Source organism: Pantoea piersonii (assembly GCF_003612015.1).
Classification (GTDB): Bacteria; Pseudomonadota; Gammaproteobacteria; order Enterobacterales; family Enterobacteriaceae; genus Pantoea; species Pantoea piersonii.
This window is the reverse complement of the sequence record NZ_RARB01000010.1, coordinates 195,945-210,831: the sequence shown is the minus strand read 5'-3', so window position 1 is coordinate 210,831 and position 14,887 is coordinate 195,945. Positions and strand designations below refer to the sequence as shown.

Sequence of the window (14,887 nt, the reverse complement as noted above, 5' to 3'; positions counted from 1 at the left end):
GAACTCAGAAGTGAAACGCCGTAGCGCCGATGGTAGTGTGGGGTCTCCCCATGCGAGAGTAGGGAACTGCCAGGCATCCATACGCGATAACCCTGACCTGACGGTCAGGGTTTTTTGCGTTTAGGCCGCAAAAAAACGCGCTGCAAAGATCATTATTCAGCGCGTCGCGTCTTTTATGTCTTACTCAGCCACTCTGTAATAAAAGCAGTAATCTCTTCCGGACGATTCAGGTCCAGCAAAGGCACCTCTACTTCCAGGCGACTGTCGCTGGCCACAGCAATAACGTGCTCATCCAGCAATGGCGAAACATCTTCTTTTACGCCTGCGCGCCACAGGATGATTTTCGGCACCGGTTCATCTTTAAATCCTTCAACCAGCACGACATCCAGTAAAGCCGGATCCATATGGCTGACCAGATAATGCAAATCGAGCGCAGCGCTCTGCGGCGTCTCGCACATCAGCGCCCAGCGCTGCGAGCTGGCGACAATAACCTGATCGGCGCCCGCTTTTCGCAGCAGATAGCTGTCTTTACCCGGCGTATCGATCTCCATCTGATGATGAGTATGTTTTATCAGCCCAGGCCGGATGCCTCTCGCTTTCAGCAGGGGGATCACCTGCTGCAACAGCGTGGTTTTTCCGGTTCCGCTCCAGGCGGCAATAGCCAGTAAGGGCAGCGTCATTCAGCGTTCTCCCCGAGATCTTCAGGCGTATTGACGTTGCGGAAAGGGGCTTCATTCTGGCTTACCTGCACCGCATGCCCACCCTGCTCACGTAAAAACTGCATCAGGCGTCGCTCCCCGCGCTGCAGGTAACCAGCCAGCGGCTCAGCCAGGCTGCGGTGCAATAAAGCCAGCGCAGGGTGATCGCGCTCGGCCGAACGCGCCCAGACTGCTGGCGCTTTTTCTCTCTGTCGCCATAGCTGATCTACGTAATCGACGGGCACAAATGGCGTATCGCAGGAACAGAAGGCGACCCATTCCGTTTCCGCGGCGAGGAGAGCGCTCAGCATGCCCGCAAGCGGCCCTGGATAATCGGGCAGAGTATCAGGGATGACCGTACAGCCGCTCAGCTGATACCGATCAAGGTTACGATTGGCGCTTATCATGACAATGTCGACTTGCGGCCTGAGCCGTTGAAGAACATGCTGATAAAGCGGGATGCCGTTAAACAGCACCAAACCTTTATCCTGACCGCCCATACGACGCCCCTGTCCGCCGGCCAGAATAACGCCGGTTAATGCTGTCATGCCGATACCCCTGTTTAAAGGCTTATAACAAACCTGTTATGAGGAAAAATAGATGAAATATCATCGCCTGAATGAACTGCTCGAGCTGTTACGGCCTGCATGGCAACAGGAACCCGATCTTAACCTTATGCAATTTTTACAAAAACTGGCGCAGGAATCTGGTTTCAGTGGCCCATTAAGTGAATTAACCGATGACGTATTGATTTACCATCTGAAAATGCGTGACGCAGACAAGTATGCGGAAATTCCGGGCCGACAAAAAGATTATGAAACGGATTTTAAAACCGCGCTGCTGCGCGCTCGCGGTGTGATTAAGGACGACAACTAATGCTATGCTTGCCGGCTCCTTGCAAAGACAGTAACGGGTAATACCATGGATGCCGCTTTTAACTTCCAGACACTTAATCCTGACGCCATCCTTGATGCGCTATGGGAGACAGGTCTTAGGGTTGAGTCTGGTTTAACCCCGCTCAACAGCTATGAAAATCGGGTTTATCAATTCAGTGATGAAGACCGGCATCGCTACGTCGTGAAGTTTTACCGCCCGCAGCGCTGGAGCGCGGCGCAAATTGAAGAAGAACATCGCTTCACGCACGATCTGCAAACTGACGAAGTGCCGGTTGCCGCGCCCCTTGTTCTACAGGGAAAAACACTTCACACCCATGCCGGCTTCTTTTTCACCGTTTTTCCCAGCCTTGGCGGTCGTCAGTATGAAACGGACAATGATGAGCATCTGGAGTGGGTAGGTCGCTTTCTGGGGCGCATACATCAGACCGGACGCAAACAACGCTTTGAACAGCGTCCTACTATGGATTTAGAGGAGTACCTGCATCAGCCGCGCGCTGAGCTGGCAAGCAACGCTCTGGTGCCCGCCTCTCTGAAGGCCGCTCTTTTGCAGGCTGTCGATAAGCTTGGTGTCGCCTTGCAGCAGCGCTGGCATCACAGCTGGCAGCCGCTGCGTCTGCATGGCGATTGTCATCCGGGCAATATCCTGTGGCGCGACGGGCCGTTATTCGTCGATCTCGACGATGCGCGTAACGGGCCGGCAGTGCAGGATCTCTGGATGTTGATCAACGGCGATCGTCAGGAGCAGCGTATCCAGTGGGATATTTTGCTGGAGGCTTATACTGAATTCAGTGATTTTGATATTAATGAATTGTCACTGATTGAGCCTTTACGCGCTATGCGCATGGTTTATTATCTGGCCTGGGTTGCGCGCCGCTGGCAGGATCCAGCTTTCCCCCGTGCTTTTCCATGGATGACGGACGAGGATTTCTGGCGCAGACAGATTTCGCAATTTACCGAGCAGGAGAAGTTGTTGCAGGAACCGCCGCTACAGCTGACCCCGCAATTTTAAATAGAGAAGTCAGGAGAATTTTTCACAATGAAGAAAATATGGTTTGCACTGGTTGGTTTAGTGCTGGCGTTCAGCGCTTCTGCTGCCCAGTTTACCGATGGCCAGCAATACGTCAGCCTGCCGAAGCCTCTTGCTGGCGAACCGCAGGTGATGGAGTTCTTCTCCTTCTTTTGCCCGCACTGCTATCAGTTCGAGCGTATTTATCACATCAGCGATGCCGTGAAAAAGAATCTGCCCGCTGATACTAAAGTCGTTAAATACCATGTCGACTTTCTGGGCGGCGATTTCGGCCCGGTAGTCACCCACGCATGGGCGGTTGCGATGGCGCTGGGCGTCGAGGATAAAGTAACTGCCCCTCTCTTCGATGGCATTCAGAAAACCCAAACTATCAGTGATGCAGATAGCCTGAAGGCGGCCTTTATTAACGCGGCAGGTATCTCTTCTCAGGAATATGATGCCGCCTGGAACAGCTTTGCCGTAAAAGCGCTGGTTGCGCAGCAGGAAAAAGCGGCGTCAGATGTCGATCTGCGCGGCGTACCGGCAATGTTCGTTAACGGTAAATATATGGTCAATAACGGCGGTCTCGACACCAGCTCTATGGATAACTTTGTCGCGGAATATGCCAACGTCGTGAAGTTCCTGGTCAGCCAGAAATAACTCGCGTACTTTCCGCCTGAAAACGCCGACATTGTCGGCGTTTTTTTATGGCCGAAATTATTTAGCAAAATAGTCCATTCGCATCCTTCTAAATTTAATATCCACATAAGCCACTCCCTGTGTAGAAAGGCATACCCTGTCACGGTAATAAAATAATACATTGATTTTTATATGTTTAATAAATAATGCCGACATTTTATACCGCAGAGCGTAAAGCGTTATGATTTTTGCGCACAAAGTTATCCACAGAAAGATCCTTGCGATCCGCGCCGTAAAATCGTGAAAAAATCGCGACGTGGACGGCCTGCGTTCAACATTCTGCTCAAGCTGTGGCATCCTTATAGTCCAATCCATGGCAACGAAGATTACACAGACTTATGGCGCAAATTGCAGAAAACCCCCTGATTCTGGTTGATGGCTCATCCTACCTTTACCGCGCTTACCATGCGTTTCCGCCGCTTACTAACAGCGCAGGAGAGCCTACCGGCGCGATGTACGGTGTGCTCAACATGCTGAAAAGTCTGCTGACGCAATACAATCCAAGCCACGTTGCCGTGGTATTTGATGCCAAAGGCAAAACCTTCAGGGATGAGCTGTTCGAACACTACAAGTCACATCGCCCGCCAATGCCGGACGATCTGCGCGCGCAAACGGCACCTTTGCACGAGATGGTAAAAGCGATGGGCTTGCCGCTGCTGGCGGTAAGCGGCGTTGAGGCGGACGACGTGATCGGTACGCTGGCGCTGCAGGCGGAGAAAGAGGGCCGCCCTGTGCTTATCAGCACCGGCGATAAAGATATGGCGCAGCTGGTCACACCGAACATTACCTTAATCAACACCATGACCAACACCATTCTCGGCCCTGAAGAGGTAGAGCAGAAATATGGTGTGCCGCCAGCGCTGATCATCGACTTTCTGGCGATGATGGGCGACAGCTCGGATAACATTCCTGGCGTACCGGGCGTCGGCGAAAAAACCGCACAGGCGCTGCTGCAGGGGTTAGGCGGCATGCGCGCCATTTACGATAACCTTGATAAGGTCGCCGAGCTCTCTTTCCGCGGCGCGAAAACCATGGCGGCGAAGCTGGAGCAGAACCGCGAAGTGGCATTCCTCTCTTATCAGCTTGCCACCATCAAAACCGACGTCGAGCTTGAGCTTACCTGCAGCGAGCTGACGGTTGCTGAACCGAACGTTGCGGCTCTGCAGGAGCTGTTCGGTCGTTACGAATTCAAACGCTGGCTGGCCGATCTTCAGGACGGCAAATGGCTGCAGGGAAAAAAGAGCAATCTGAAAGCGCAGCAGGCGCTGCCTGACGAAGGATCCGCTAAGCCAGAGGCGACCAGCGTGCTCGCTTCAGACGGCTACGTCACTATTCTCGATCAGGCGACCTTTGATGCCTGGCTGGAGAAGCTGAAACAGAGCGATCTCTTCGCGTTTGATCTGGAAACCGACTCGCTCGATACGCTCAGCGCCAACATCGTCGGCATCGCGCTGGCCGTCGCGCCGGGAGAAGCCGCCTATTTGCCGGTCGGCCACGATTATCTTGATGCGCCGGATCAGCTGGATCGCCTTGAGGTGCTGGCGCAACTCAAACCGATTCTGGAAGATAATAATGCCCTGAAAGTAGGCCAGAACCTGAAGTACGATCGCGGCGTCCTGAAAAATTACGACATCGAACTGGGCGGCATTAAGTTCGATACCATGCTGGAATCCTACATTCTTAACAGCGTGGTGGGTAAGCATGATATGGATAGCCTGTCGGCCCGCTGGCTGAATCATAAGACCGTGACTTTTGAAGAGATTGCCGGCAAGGGCAAAAACCAGCTGACTTTCAATCAAATCGCGCTGGAGCAGGCGGCGCACTACGCGGCGGAAGATGCGGACGTCACGCTCCAGCTGCACCTGAAAATGTGGGCGGAGCTGGAGAAAGAGGCGGGGCCGAAGAAAATTTTCGAAGAGATTGAAATGCCGCTGGTGACGGTGATTTCACGCGTCGAGCGCAATGGCGTGCTGATCGATCAGGGCATTCTGGCGCAACACTCAAAAGAGCTGACGCACAGGCTGGCGGAACTGGAGCAGAAAGCGCATGAGCTGGCGGGCGAGCCTTTTAATCTTTCGTCCACTAAGCAGCTACAGACGATTCTGTTTGAAAAACAGGGCATCAAACCGACCAAAAAAACGCCTGGCGGCGCACCCTCTACCAGCGAAGAGGTGCTGGCGGAACTGGCGCTTGATTATCCGCTGCCGAAAGTCATTCTTGAGCATCGCGGCCTGTCGAAGCTTAAATCAACCTATACCGACAAGCTGCCGCAGATGATCAACCCGCTAACTGGCCGCGTACATACCTCCTACCATCAGGCGGTAACCGCAACCGGGCGTCTCTCCTCTACCGATCCTAACCTGCAGAACATTCCTGTGCGCAATGATGAGGGGCGCCGCATCCGTCAGGCCTTTATCGCAGGGAAAGGTAACCGCATCGTGGCGGCAGACTATTCGCAGATTGAGCTGCGTATCATGGCGCACCTGTCGCAGGACAAAGGCCTGCTGGATGCTTTCGCCCACGGTGAAGATATTCACCGCGCCACCGCGGCAGAAGTATTTGGCGTTGCGCTCGACAAAGTGAGCGGCGAGCAGCGCCGCAGCGCGAAGGCGATTAACTTCGGCCTGATTTATGGCATGAGTGCGTTCGGTCTGTCACGTCAGCTTAATATCGGCGCGGGTGAAGCAAAAAGGTATATGGATCTCTACTTTGAACGCTATCCCGGCGTGCTGCGCTATATGGAAAACACACGCCAGCTTGCAGCCAGCAACGGTTATGTCGAAACCCTGGATGGACGCCGCCTCTGGCTGCCGGACATCAAATCCAGCAATGCTATTCGCCGTAAAGCCGCCGAGCGCGCGGCTATCAACGCGCCAATGCAGGGCACGGCGGCGGATATCATCAAGCGCGCAATGATTGCGGTCGACGAGTGGCTACAACAGCAAAACGATGCCGCGGTAAGGATGATCATGCAGGTGCACGATGAACTAGTGTTCGAAGTGCAGAGCGATGCAGTCGAGTCCGCAAGCCAGCAGATCCGTAAGCTGATGGAAGGCAGTATGAAGCTCGATGTCCCGCTGCAGGTTGAGATCGGCGTCGGAGAAAACTGGGACGAGGCACACTGATTGATGTTGCTCATGCCGGGGAGGGAGACGGCTCTCCGGTCTGCGCGGCACATAAGAAAAAAGTCTGTTTAACCGATTCAGCCAGAGAGTGAAATTGCGCGTTTTCTAACTACTTATCGGTTAAGCATTTTTTTCGTAATTAAACTACAGTCAGAGGCTATTTTTGTGATGAACGCATGAAAAATCATGTCGTTTGATGAAAACTAACTACAAAAAAGCCTTTGTACGTCAGAAAAAATCAGGTAAAGTTCGAGGCGTAGGGTACAGAGGTAAGATGTTCTATCTTTCAGACCTTTTACTTCACGTAATCGGATTTGGCTGAATATTAGCCGCCCCAGTCATTATATGACTGGGGCGTTTTTTATTGGGCTTTTGCTCAGCGCAGCGAGCGACATTACTCACTTTCTACGCGTCAGCCGACGCATCCTGCGCAGGCGCTAATTCGTTAAACCAGACATCCAGCTTCTGGCGCAACTTGTCGACGCCCATCTTCTTCAGAGAAGAGAACATCTCCACCTGCACATCGCCCGTAAAGGCCAGCGAGGCTTCGCGTACCATATTGAGCTGCGCTTTGCGCGCGCCAGAGGCGAGCTTATCCGCTTTCGTCAGCAGTACCAGTACCGGAATCTGGCTCTCTACCGCCCACTCAATCATCTGCTGGTCGAGATCTTTTAACGGGTGACGAATATCCATCAGCACCACCAGGCCTTTCAGCGCTTCGCGTTTTTGCAAATATTCACCAAGCGCGCGCTGCCATTTACGCTTCATCTCTTCCGGCACTTCGGCGTAGCCGTAGCCAGGCAAATCCACCAGGCGTTTACCGTCGGTGACTTCAAACAGATTGATTAGCTGTGTGCGCCCAGGCGTTTTACTGGTGCGCGCCAGACTTTTTTGGTTGGTCAGCGTATTCAGCGCGCTGGATTTACCCGCGTTCGAACGCCCGGCGAAGGCAACTTCAATACCTGTATCGGCAGGTAAATGGCGGATATCAGGGGCGCTGAGGATAAAATGGGTAACGTGATAATTCAGTGCAGACAAAGTTTAACTCCAGAGACGAATACGGGCATTGGCGCTGATTATACGCGTTATGACGCAAAAGTGCCCGACAGCATCGGTTGTCAGAATTTTGTAAGATATTTGCCATAAACGTTGCCCGTTATAACCCGTTTTAATGAAAAACCTGAAAAATAAAGATGTTAGAAATCAATAAATTAACAATATTCAGCTGTTAAAATGCGCAAATCAGTCCGTGACTGGGTTGTGGCTTCCGCAGGTTGGTCTACATTATTGGGCAGTGCAAGGCAGCACCCATCAGGAAGATGTGCTCAGGAGCGTCGGGATGACCGCGAGCGGAGGAAGGGAAACGGTCAGGGATTGCGGGCCGGAAAAGGACAGGGAGTAGCTCAGGAATTGAGCAGGCGCGGGATCAACCGGGACGTTGCGAGCCAAAATGGATTAAAAATATGATTCCTTCTGCGGAAGGTGTGAAATAAGGCGACAGCATCAGGCTGTCGCCTTTTTTCTTTGTTCGCTTTCTGCTAGATTTCGCCGCAATTCCGTACCTTCCGTTATCAGACGAGCTTGTGAAGAGGATACGTACTTTCAGGTGCGCATCGCCGACAAAAAAGCCGCGTCAAGAGTGAGGGGTATATACTGATACTGATTAAAAACGTTGAGACCGAACATCATGAAGCAACCTGTACGCGGCGCGCACGGTAAACCGGCAAGCAAAACAAAACGCAAATCGCGTGAAGAACTCAATCAGGTCGCGCGCGATCGCAAGCGCGACAAAAAGCATCGCGGCAATGCATCGGGCAGCCGCGCCAATCCTGAAACCAGCGCGGGAAAATCTGGCCAGGGCAATAAAGCCAAAGACCCGCGTATCGGCAGTAAAAAACCGATTCCGCTGGTGGCGGATGGCGTAACGGTCAGCGCGCCAGTAAAAAAAGCGGCGAAGCCGGTCGCGCCAAAAGTGCGCCTCAGTCCGGAAGAGGAGCTGGCGCAGCTGGAAAACAGCGAGCGTCTGGATGCGCTGCTGGATCGCATGGAAAATGGCGACACGCTGTCGGCGGAAGAGCAGGCATGGCTGGATGAAACCCTGGATCGCATTGACGAACTGATGGAGCAGCTCGGCATCAATATGGATGACGAGGCGGAAGATGAGCAGGCCGAGGAAGATATGTATCGCCTGCTCAAAGGTAACTGAGTTTTTGATCGGCATGCGCTCCGGCGCATGCCGCGCCAGACAGGTAAATCGTTATGTTTTGGCCTGGATCAATTTTAGCGCTGCTGCTCACATGTTATCTCCTGCTGTTATTGGCTAAACTACGGCGCCTGTCGCGTCTGAAGTCACGTTTACGTCGGGTTCAGTCCCGCCCACCTTTCCTCTCTTCTGCATCGCGACCTTCTCTCAGACGTCACCGGAAGGAGTAAGCATGTCTTTGCAACCCGTCTCCTGGGATCAGCGACTTATTGAAAAGTACAATTACGCTGGCCCGCGCTATACCTCTTATCCCACTGCGCTTGAGTTCAGCGACAGCTATGGCGAAACGGATTTTCAGCGCGCCGTGGCTCGTTATCCTGAGCGGCCGCTGTCGCTCTATGTTCATATCCCGTTCTGCCATAAGCTCTGCTACTTCTGTGGCTGCAATAAGGTTGTGACGCGCCAGCTGCATAAGGCCGACCGCTATCTGGACGCGCTGGCGCAAGAGATTCGCCATCGCGCCCCCTTGTTCCGCGATCGACGCGTCACGCAGCTGCACTGGGGCGGCGGCACACCGACCTTTCTCAACCATGAGCAGCTCTCCCGGCTGGTGGCTTTGCTGAGAACACACTTTAACCTGGCCCACGATCTTGAAATGTCGATTGAGGTCGATCCGCGTGAAATCGAGCCTGACACTATCTCGCATCTGCGCCAGCTCGGCTTTAACCGGCTGAGCATGGGCGTACAGGATTTCAATAAAGCGGTACAGGAACGCGTTAATCGCGTACAGGATGAAGAGGCGATTTTTGCCCTGATGGCGCGAGCGCGCGAGCAGGGCTTTCACTCCACCAGCATCGATCTCATCTACGGTTTGCCGCTGCAAACGCCAGAGAGCTTCGCCTATACGCTACAGCGCGTGATTGCGCTTAATCCGGATCGGATGAGCGTGTTCAACTATGCGCACCTGCCCGCATTGTTTGCGGCGCAGCGTAAAATCAAAGAGCAGGAGCTGCCGTCGGCGCAGCAGAAGCTGGAGATCCTGCAGCAGACCATCGCTACGCTGACCCGGCAGGGCTATGAATTTATCGGCATGGATCACTTTGCGAAGCCGCAGGATGAGCTGGCGCAGGCGCAGCGCGCAGGGCTGCTGCATCGCAATTTCCAGGGTTACACCACGCAGGGCGACAGCGATCTGCTGGGCCTCGGTGTTTCCGCCATCAGCATGATCGGCGACAGCTACGCGCAGAATGAGAAAGAGTTGAACCGCTGGTACGACGCGGTGGCGACGCGTGGAGAGGCGCTCTGGCGCGGCGTGGCGCTTACCAGGGACGATTGCCTGCGTCGCGACGTTATCAAGAGGCTGATTTGCAACTTTTCGCTCGATTTTCGCGCCATCGAAGCGCAGTACGCGATTCGTTTTTGCGACTACTTTGCTGAAGATTTAGCGCTGTTACAGCCGCTGGCAGAAGATGGGCTGGTGGAGCGGCGCGCCAGCGGTTTACAGGTCACTGGCGCAGGCCGTTTGCTGATCCGCAATATCTGCATGTGCTTTGACGTTTATCTGCGGCAGAAGGCGCGCCAGCAGCAGTTTTCGCGCGTGATTTAATGCGAACCTATGCCTGCGCGGATGACGGGGCGTGATGACAAAGGTGCGCCCCGTCATCCGCTTGCAGCACTGCGATCAGTTAAACAGGTTGACCATAATGGCGCACAGTACGGCCGCGACAGCAGCCTGCGGCGAATGGCCGGCAGCGCTGCCGATAACGGCGACATTGTGCGAAATCATGTGAAGAAAGGATTCTAACATCGTTCATCTCCCGATAGCCGCCCGTATAATACTGAACGGCATCGGTGTGTAAAGCGGGACAAGGCGAAAAAGCGTACAAAAAGTCGCCCGTTCGCCCGCGCCGTTACTCCATGCCCAGCTCTTTCAGTTTGCGAGTGAGGGTGTTACGCCCCCAGCCCAGCAGTCGTGCCGCTTCCTGCTTGTGCCCTTGGGTATGGCGCAGCGCAGTCGTCAACAGCGTGCGCTCCATTTCCGGTTGCGCTTCAGAGAGCAGGTTTTGATGACCGGAACGCAGCGCGCGGTCGGCCCACTGCGCCAGCAGCGTCGCCCAGCTGTCCGGCAGCGAATGCACCGGATTTTCCGGCGTGCTGGACTCGAACAGCTCAGGAGGCAGATCCTGGATCAACACTTCCTGACCGGCCGCCATCACCGTCAGCCAGCGGCAGGTATTCTCCAGCTGGCGCACATTGCCTGACCAGTGCAGACGCGTCAGCGCTGCTTCGGTTTCTGGATGAAGGATTTTCGCCTCAACGCCCAGTTCGCGCGCCGCCACCTGCAGGAAATAACGCGCCAGACGAGGAATATCCTCACGGCGTTCGCGCAGCGGCGGCAGATGAACGCGGATCACATTCAGGCGATGGAAGAGATCCTCGCGGAACTTGCCTTCCTGCACGCGCAGCTCCAGATTCTGGTGCGTGGCTGCAATAATGCGCACGTCGACTTTTACCGGCGCATAGCCACCGACGCGGTAAAACTGCCCGTCAGCCAGGACGCGCAACAGACGCGTCTGTACGTCGAGCGGCATATCGCCGATCTCGTCCAGGAACAGCGTGCCGCCGTCCGCCTGCTCGAAACGGCCCTGACGAATCTGGTTTGCGCCGGTAAAGGCCCCTTTTTCATGGCCGAACAGCTCAGATTCGATCAGATCTTTCGGGATGGCCGCCATATTCAGCGCGATAAAGGGCGCTTTGGCGCGCGGGCTGTGGCGATGAAGCGCATGTGCGACCAGCTCTTTACCGGTGCCTGATTCGCCGTTGATCAGCACGCTGATCGACGAGCGCGACAAACGACCAATAATGCGGAAAACGTCCTGCATCGCCGGCGCTTCGCCGATGATATCAGTAGTCGGGCCGCTGACTGGCTGGTTGCGCGGCTGCTGCTGCTCCTGATAGTGACTGATAGCGCGCTCAACCAGCGCCACGGCTTCATCAATATCAAAGGGCTTCGGCAGATAATCGAACGCGCCTTGCTGATAAGCGCTTACTGCCGCATCCAGGTCGGAGTGCGCTGTCATAATGATGACCGGCAGCATCGGATGACGCTGTTTAATCTGTTTCAGCAGCGCCAGCCCATCCATGCCCGGCATGCGGATATCTGACAGTAAAACGTCTGGGGTTTTGGTCGAGAGCGCGTCCAGCACCTCACTGGCGCTGTCGAACGTGGCACAGCTTAACCCGGCTCCAGTAAGCGCGCGTTCAAGCACCCAGCGGATGGAGCTATCGTCATCGACGATCCAGACTATCCCTCGTTGCATAGAAACCTCACTGGCGTATAGGCAGGTAAACCGAAAATTCGGTGTGTCCAGGCCAACTGTTAAATTCAATTTTTCCTGAATGCTGATCAATCAGGCTACGGGCGATAGAGAGACCCAGGCCGGTGCCGCCTTCGCGTCCACTCACCATTGGGTAGAACAGCGTATCCTGTAGCTGGGCCGGAATACCCGGGCCGTCATCCTCAACGTCGATGCGCGCCGCCAGCCGGTAGCGCGTGCCGTGCAGCGTGAGCTGAAAGGCGGTGCGGGTGCGCAAAATAATAGTGCCGCCATCTTTGCCCAGCGCCTGCAGCGCGTTGCGCACCACATTCAGCAACACCTGCTCAATCTGATCGGGATCGTGTGGCAGCTCCGGCAGGCTGGGATCGTAATCGCGCACCAGCGCGACATTTTCCGGCAGCTCCATCGACACCAGATTTACTACGCGCTCCGCTACCTGATGAATGCTCTGCGTAATATGCATGCCAGGCTGCTGCGGGCCGAGCAGTCGATCGACCAGGTTACGCAGACGGTCCGCCTGCTCGATAATGACTTTGGTGTATTCGTTTAGCGACGGATCGGGCAGGGCACGAGATAACAGCTGCGCCGCGCCGCGTAGTCCGCCGAGCGGATTTTTAATTTCATGCGCGAGTCCACGCACCAGATCGCGCGCCGCGACCTGCTGCGCATGCTGAAGCTGCTCCTGGCTGAGACGGCGCTGGTTATCCATCGGCGCCATCTCCAGCAGAATAAAGCTGTCCGGCAGCCGTTGCGCCGTCAGCGCCATTACATGCGCGCGGCCATCGACCACCAAAGTCACTTCGCTGTCGGTAAAACCCTGGCCAGCCTCCAGATTCTCGCGCATTACCTCGATATTCAGCGAAAAGTAACCCGTCAGGTCGGGCAACGGCGTGCCGAACAGTTTGCGTGAGCTTTGCGCCAGTAACTGCTGCGCCGCCGGATTGGCATAGTGAATGACCAGTTCGTCGTCCACCAGCAGGATACTGTTTATCAGAGAGTTGAGAATTTGCCCCGCGTCGGGCAGGGAGCCAGTTGCCATACAGCGTTCCTCTGCACTAATTCAGTGCATTATACTCTTCCGCGCCTGTTTCCAGACGGCTGAACGATGATTTCGCGGCGAAAAAAGCCCATCCGGAGATGGGCTAAAGTTTCCACGGCAACAAAAATCTTCTGCGCCTTGCGCGTCGCCGCTGCGTTAGCAGCCTCGGGATCTTTCCTGTTGCCGCCTGGAGCGGCAACGCGACCTGTGCAGAATAAAGATTAAACGCTGTAGTACAGTTCGAACTCAACCGGGTGCGGCGTCATGCGAACGCGATCGTTCTCAACTTTACGCAGTTCGATATAGGCATCGATGGCATCGTCGGTGAATACGCCGCCGCGGGTCAGGAACTCGCGATCTTCGTTCAGCGCGTTCAGCGCTTCTTCCAGCGAACCTGCAACTTTTGGAATCTCCGCTTCTTCTTCCGGCGGCAGATCGTACAGGTTTTTATCCATCGCATCGCCCGGGTGGATCTTATTGATCACGCCGTCCAGGCCAGCCATCAGCAGCGCGGTGAACGCCAGGTACGGGTTAGCGGCCGGATCCGGGAAGCGCGCTTCGATACGACGCGCTTTCGGGCTGGCAACAACCGGGATACGGATAGAGGCGGAGCGGTTACGGGCAGAGTAAGCCAGCATAACCGGCGCTTCGTAGCCAGGTACCAGACGCTTATAGGAGTTGGTGGTCGGGTTCGCCAGGGCGTTGATCGCTTTTGCGTGCTTAATGATACCGCCGATGTAGAACAGCGCGGTTTCAGACAGGCCGCCGTATTTGTCGCCTGCGAACAGGTTTACGCCGCCTTTAGAGAGCGACATATGGCAGTGCATGCCAGAACCGTTATCGCCGAACATCGGCTTCGGCATAAAGGTCGCGGTTTTACCGTAGGCGTGCGCGACGTTATGCACGACATATTTGTAGATCTGAATTTCGTCCGCTTTTTTGGTCATGGTGTTGAAGCGGGTCGCCACTTCGTTCTGACCTGCGGTCGCCACTTCGTGGTGGTGCGCTTCAACAACCAGGCCCATCTGTTCCATGGTCAGACACATGGCGGAGCGGATGTCCTGCGAAGAGTCGACCGGCGGAACCGGGAAGTAGCCGCCTTTCAGACCAGGACGGTGGCCTTTGTTGCCGCCTTCGTACTCTTTGCCGGTGTTCCAGGCCGCTTCGATATCATCGATAGCGACATGCGAGCCGGAGGTAGAAGAGCCGAAACGAATGTCGTCGAACAGGAAGAATTCCGGCTCCGGTCCAAAGAGTACGGTGTCGGCGATGCCGGAAGAGCGCAGATACTCTTCAGCGCGTTTGGCGATGGAGCGCGGGTCACGATCGTAGCCCTGCATTGTGCCTGGCTCGAGGATGTCACAACGGATGATCAGCGTCGGGTCTTCGAAGAACGGGTCCAGTACCGCAGTCGTTGCGTCCGGCATCAGCACCATGTCTGATTCGTTAATGCCTTTCCAGCCGCCGATAGAGGAGCCATCAAACATTTTGCCTTCTTCGAAAAAGTCAGCGTTAACCTGGTGAGCAGGGATAGTAACGTGCTGTTCTTTACCTTTGGTATCGGTAAAACGCAGGTCAACAAACTTAACTTCGTGCTCGTTCATCATCGACAGAACGTGTTCAGCGGACATACTCAACTCTCCTGGAAAGGGTCATTATCATCGTGGTGAGTGGCTGCGTCGTCTGAATTCCAGTGTGTCTGACCGCCATTCCCAACCAACCGATCTCGGCAAGCTCTGCAACTGTCGTGCAACTGCTGTTTTCGCTTAAAAAAGATAAAGCGAATTTTATGCCAACTTTTTTCAAAGCGACTAAATCGGGCCTGTGCGCACTCTTTTGTTGCCGGGGAGATGCACCAGTCTGACTTTTTTGCACCAAAAGCG

At 54.9% G+C, this 14,887-nt stretch carries 14 protein-coding genes and 1 rRNA gene; 8 read left to right on the top strand and 7 right to left on the bottom strand.

Annotation, left to right across the window (positions count from 1 at the left end; all coding sequences use genetic code 11):
• A 5S ribosomal RNA gene (gene rrf, locus D7S44_RS24215) occupies positions 1–75 on the top strand; the annotation flags it as partial.
• A 98-nt stretch (positions 76–173) separates the two neighbouring features.
• Here the strand turns inward: rrf and mobB are convergent.
• Both mobB and mobA read right to left on the bottom strand, forming a co-directional pair.
• Entirely contained in the window at positions 174–680 is a 507-nt protein-coding gene (gene mobB / locus D7S44_RS20915) for a molybdopterin-guanine dinucleotide biosynthesis protein MobB (RefSeq protein ID WP_120458150.1), read from the bottom strand.
• Positions 677–1,246: a molybdenum cofactor guanylyltransferase MobA gene (gene mobA / locus D7S44_RS20910; protein ID WP_120458149.1), complete on the bottom strand. Its 570-nt coding sequence runs from the start codon at positions 1,244–1,246 to the stop codon at positions 677–679. The genes mobB and mobA overlap by 4 nt, the downstream gene beginning before the upstream one ends.
• Before the next feature lie 52 nt (positions 1,247–1,298).
• Here mobA and D7S44_RS20905 point away from each other — a divergent pair, with 52 nt between their 5' ends.
• The 5 genes from D7S44_RS20905 (at position 1,299) to spfP (ending at position 6,746) form a co-directional block, all read left to right on the top strand.
• Positions 1,299–1,574 (top strand): YihD family protein, encoded by a 276-nt coding sequence (locus D7S44_RS20905; RefSeq protein WP_120458148.1) that lies wholly within the window; start codon positions 1,299–1,301, stop codon positions 1,572–1,574.
• A gap of 45 nt (positions 1,575–1,619) precedes the next feature.
• Positions 1,620–2,603, top strand: coding sequence for a serine/threonine protein kinase (locus D7S44_RS20900; protein ID WP_120458147.1), 984 nt, complete (start codon positions 1,620–1,622; stop codon positions 2,601–2,603).
• Between the two features lie 27 nt (positions 2,604–2,630).
• Complete coding sequence (gene dsbA, locus D7S44_RS20895) at positions 2,631–3,260, top strand: thiol:disulfide interchange protein DsbA (protein WP_120458146.1); 630 nt, start codon at positions 2,631–2,633, stop codon at positions 3,258–3,260.
• A 377-nt stretch (positions 3,261–3,637) separates the two neighbouring features.
• Positions 3,638–6,424 (top strand): DNA polymerase I, encoded by a 2,787-nt coding sequence (gene polA / locus D7S44_RS20885; RefSeq protein ID WP_120458144.1) that lies wholly within the window; start codon positions 3,638–3,640, stop codon positions 6,422–6,424.
• A gap of 274 nt (positions 6,425–6,698) precedes the next feature.
• A complete protein-coding gene (gene spfP, locus D7S44_RS24210; RefSeq protein WP_071892919.1) occupies positions 6,699–6,746 on the top strand; it encodes a small protein SpfP in 48 nt (15 codons plus the stop codon).
• A gap of 83 nt (positions 6,747–6,829) precedes the next feature.
• On the opposite strand, the gene yihA is transcribed toward spfP, so the two are convergent.
• Positions 6,830–7,462, bottom strand: coding sequence for a ribosome biogenesis GTP-binding protein YihA/YsxC (gene yihA, locus D7S44_RS20880; protein WP_120458143.1), 633 nt, complete (start codon positions 7,460–7,462; stop codon positions 6,830–6,832).
• A 649-nt stretch (positions 7,463–8,111) separates the two neighbouring features.
• Between yihA and yihI the strand changes: the two genes are divergently transcribed.
• Together yihI and hemN are read left to right on the top strand one after the other, a co-directional pair.
• A complete protein-coding gene (gene yihI / locus D7S44_RS20875; protein ID WP_120458142.1) occupies positions 8,112–8,630 on the top strand; it encodes a Der GTPase-activating protein YihI in 519 nt (172 codons plus the stop codon).
• Positions 8,631–8,859: 229 nt separating this feature from the next.
• Positions 8,860–10,233: an oxygen-independent coproporphyrinogen III oxidase gene (gene hemN, locus D7S44_RS20870; protein WP_120458141.1), complete on the top strand. Its 1,374-nt coding sequence runs from the start codon at positions 8,860–8,862 to the stop codon at positions 10,231–10,233.
• Positions 10,234–10,308: 75 nt separating this feature from the next.
• Here the strand turns inward: hemN and D7S44_RS23380 are convergent, their stop codons facing one another.
• The 4 genes from D7S44_RS23380 to glnA form a co-directional block, all read right to left on the bottom strand.
• Positions 10,309–10,434: a YshB family small membrane protein gene (locus D7S44_RS23380; RefSeq protein ID WP_147402120.1), complete on the bottom strand. Its 126-nt coding sequence runs from the start codon at positions 10,432–10,434 to the stop codon at positions 10,309–10,311.
• A gap of 103 nt (positions 10,435–10,537) precedes the next feature.
• The gene (glnG, locus tag D7S44_RS20865) at positions 10,538–11,947 is read right to left on the bottom strand and encodes a nitrogen regulation protein NR(I) (protein WP_120458140.1); all 1,410 of its coding nucleotides are present in this window, start codon (positions 11,945–11,947) and stop codon (positions 10,538–10,540) included.
• Between the two features lie 7 nt (positions 11,948–11,954).
• Positions 11,955–13,004, bottom strand: a complete 1,050-nt coding sequence (glnL, locus tag D7S44_RS20860) for a nitrogen regulation protein NR(II) (RefSeq protein ID WP_120458139.1) — start codon at positions 13,002–13,004, stop codon at positions 11,955–11,957.
• A gap of 221 nt (positions 13,005–13,225) precedes the next feature.
• Positions 13,226–14,635 carry a glutamate--ammonia ligase gene (gene glnA, locus D7S44_RS20855; protein ID WP_120458138.1) on the bottom strand — a complete coding sequence of 470 codons (1,410 nt, stop codon included), beginning with the start codon at positions 14,633–14,635 and terminating at the stop codon, positions 13,226–13,228.
• Between the last annotated feature and the right edge of the window lie 252 nt (positions 14,636–14,887).

Coding starts and splice junctions, on each gene's coding strand:
- glnA (WP_120458138.1), bottom strand. CDS start 14,635: ATGTCCGCTGAACACGTTCTGTCGATGATGAACGAGCACGAAGTTAAG.
- mobB (WP_120458150.1), bottom strand. CDS start 680: ATGACGCTGCCCTTACTGGCTATTGCCGCCTGGAGCGGAACCGGAAAA.
- D7S44_RS20900 (WP_120458147.1), top strand. CDS start 1,620: ATGGATGCCGCTTTTAACTTCCAGACACTTAATCCTGACGCCATCCTT.
- glnG (WP_120458140.1), bottom strand. CDS start 11,947: ATGCAACGAGGGATAGTCTGGATCGTCGATGACGATAGCTCCATCCGC.
- yihI (WP_120458142.1), top strand. CDS start 8,112: ATGAAGCAACCTGTACGCGGCGCGCACGGTAAACCGGCAAGCAAAACA.
- hemN (WP_120458141.1), top strand. CDS start 8,860: ATGTCTTTGCAACCCGTCTCCTGGGATCAGCGACTTATTGAAAAGTAC.
- glnL (WP_120458139.1), bottom strand. CDS start 13,004: ATGGCAACTGGCTCCCTGCCCGACGCGGGGCAAATTCTCAACTCTCTG.
- polA (WP_120458144.1), top strand. CDS start 3,638: ATGGCGCAAATTGCAGAAAACCCCCTGATTCTGGTTGATGGCTCATCC.
- D7S44_RS23380 (WP_147402120.1), bottom strand. CDS start 10,434: ATGTTAGAATCCTTTCTTCACATGATTTCGCACAATGTCGCCGTTATC.
- D7S44_RS20905 (WP_120458148.1), top strand. CDS start 1,299: ATGAAATATCATCGCCTGAATGAACTGCTCGAGCTGTTACGGCCTGCA.
- mobA (WP_120458149.1), bottom strand. CDS start 1,246: ATGACAGCATTAACCGGCGTTATTCTGGCCGGCGGACAGGGGCGTCGT.
- dsbA (WP_120458146.1), top strand. CDS start 2,631: ATGAAGAAAATATGGTTTGCACTGGTTGGTTTAGTGCTGGCGTTCAGC.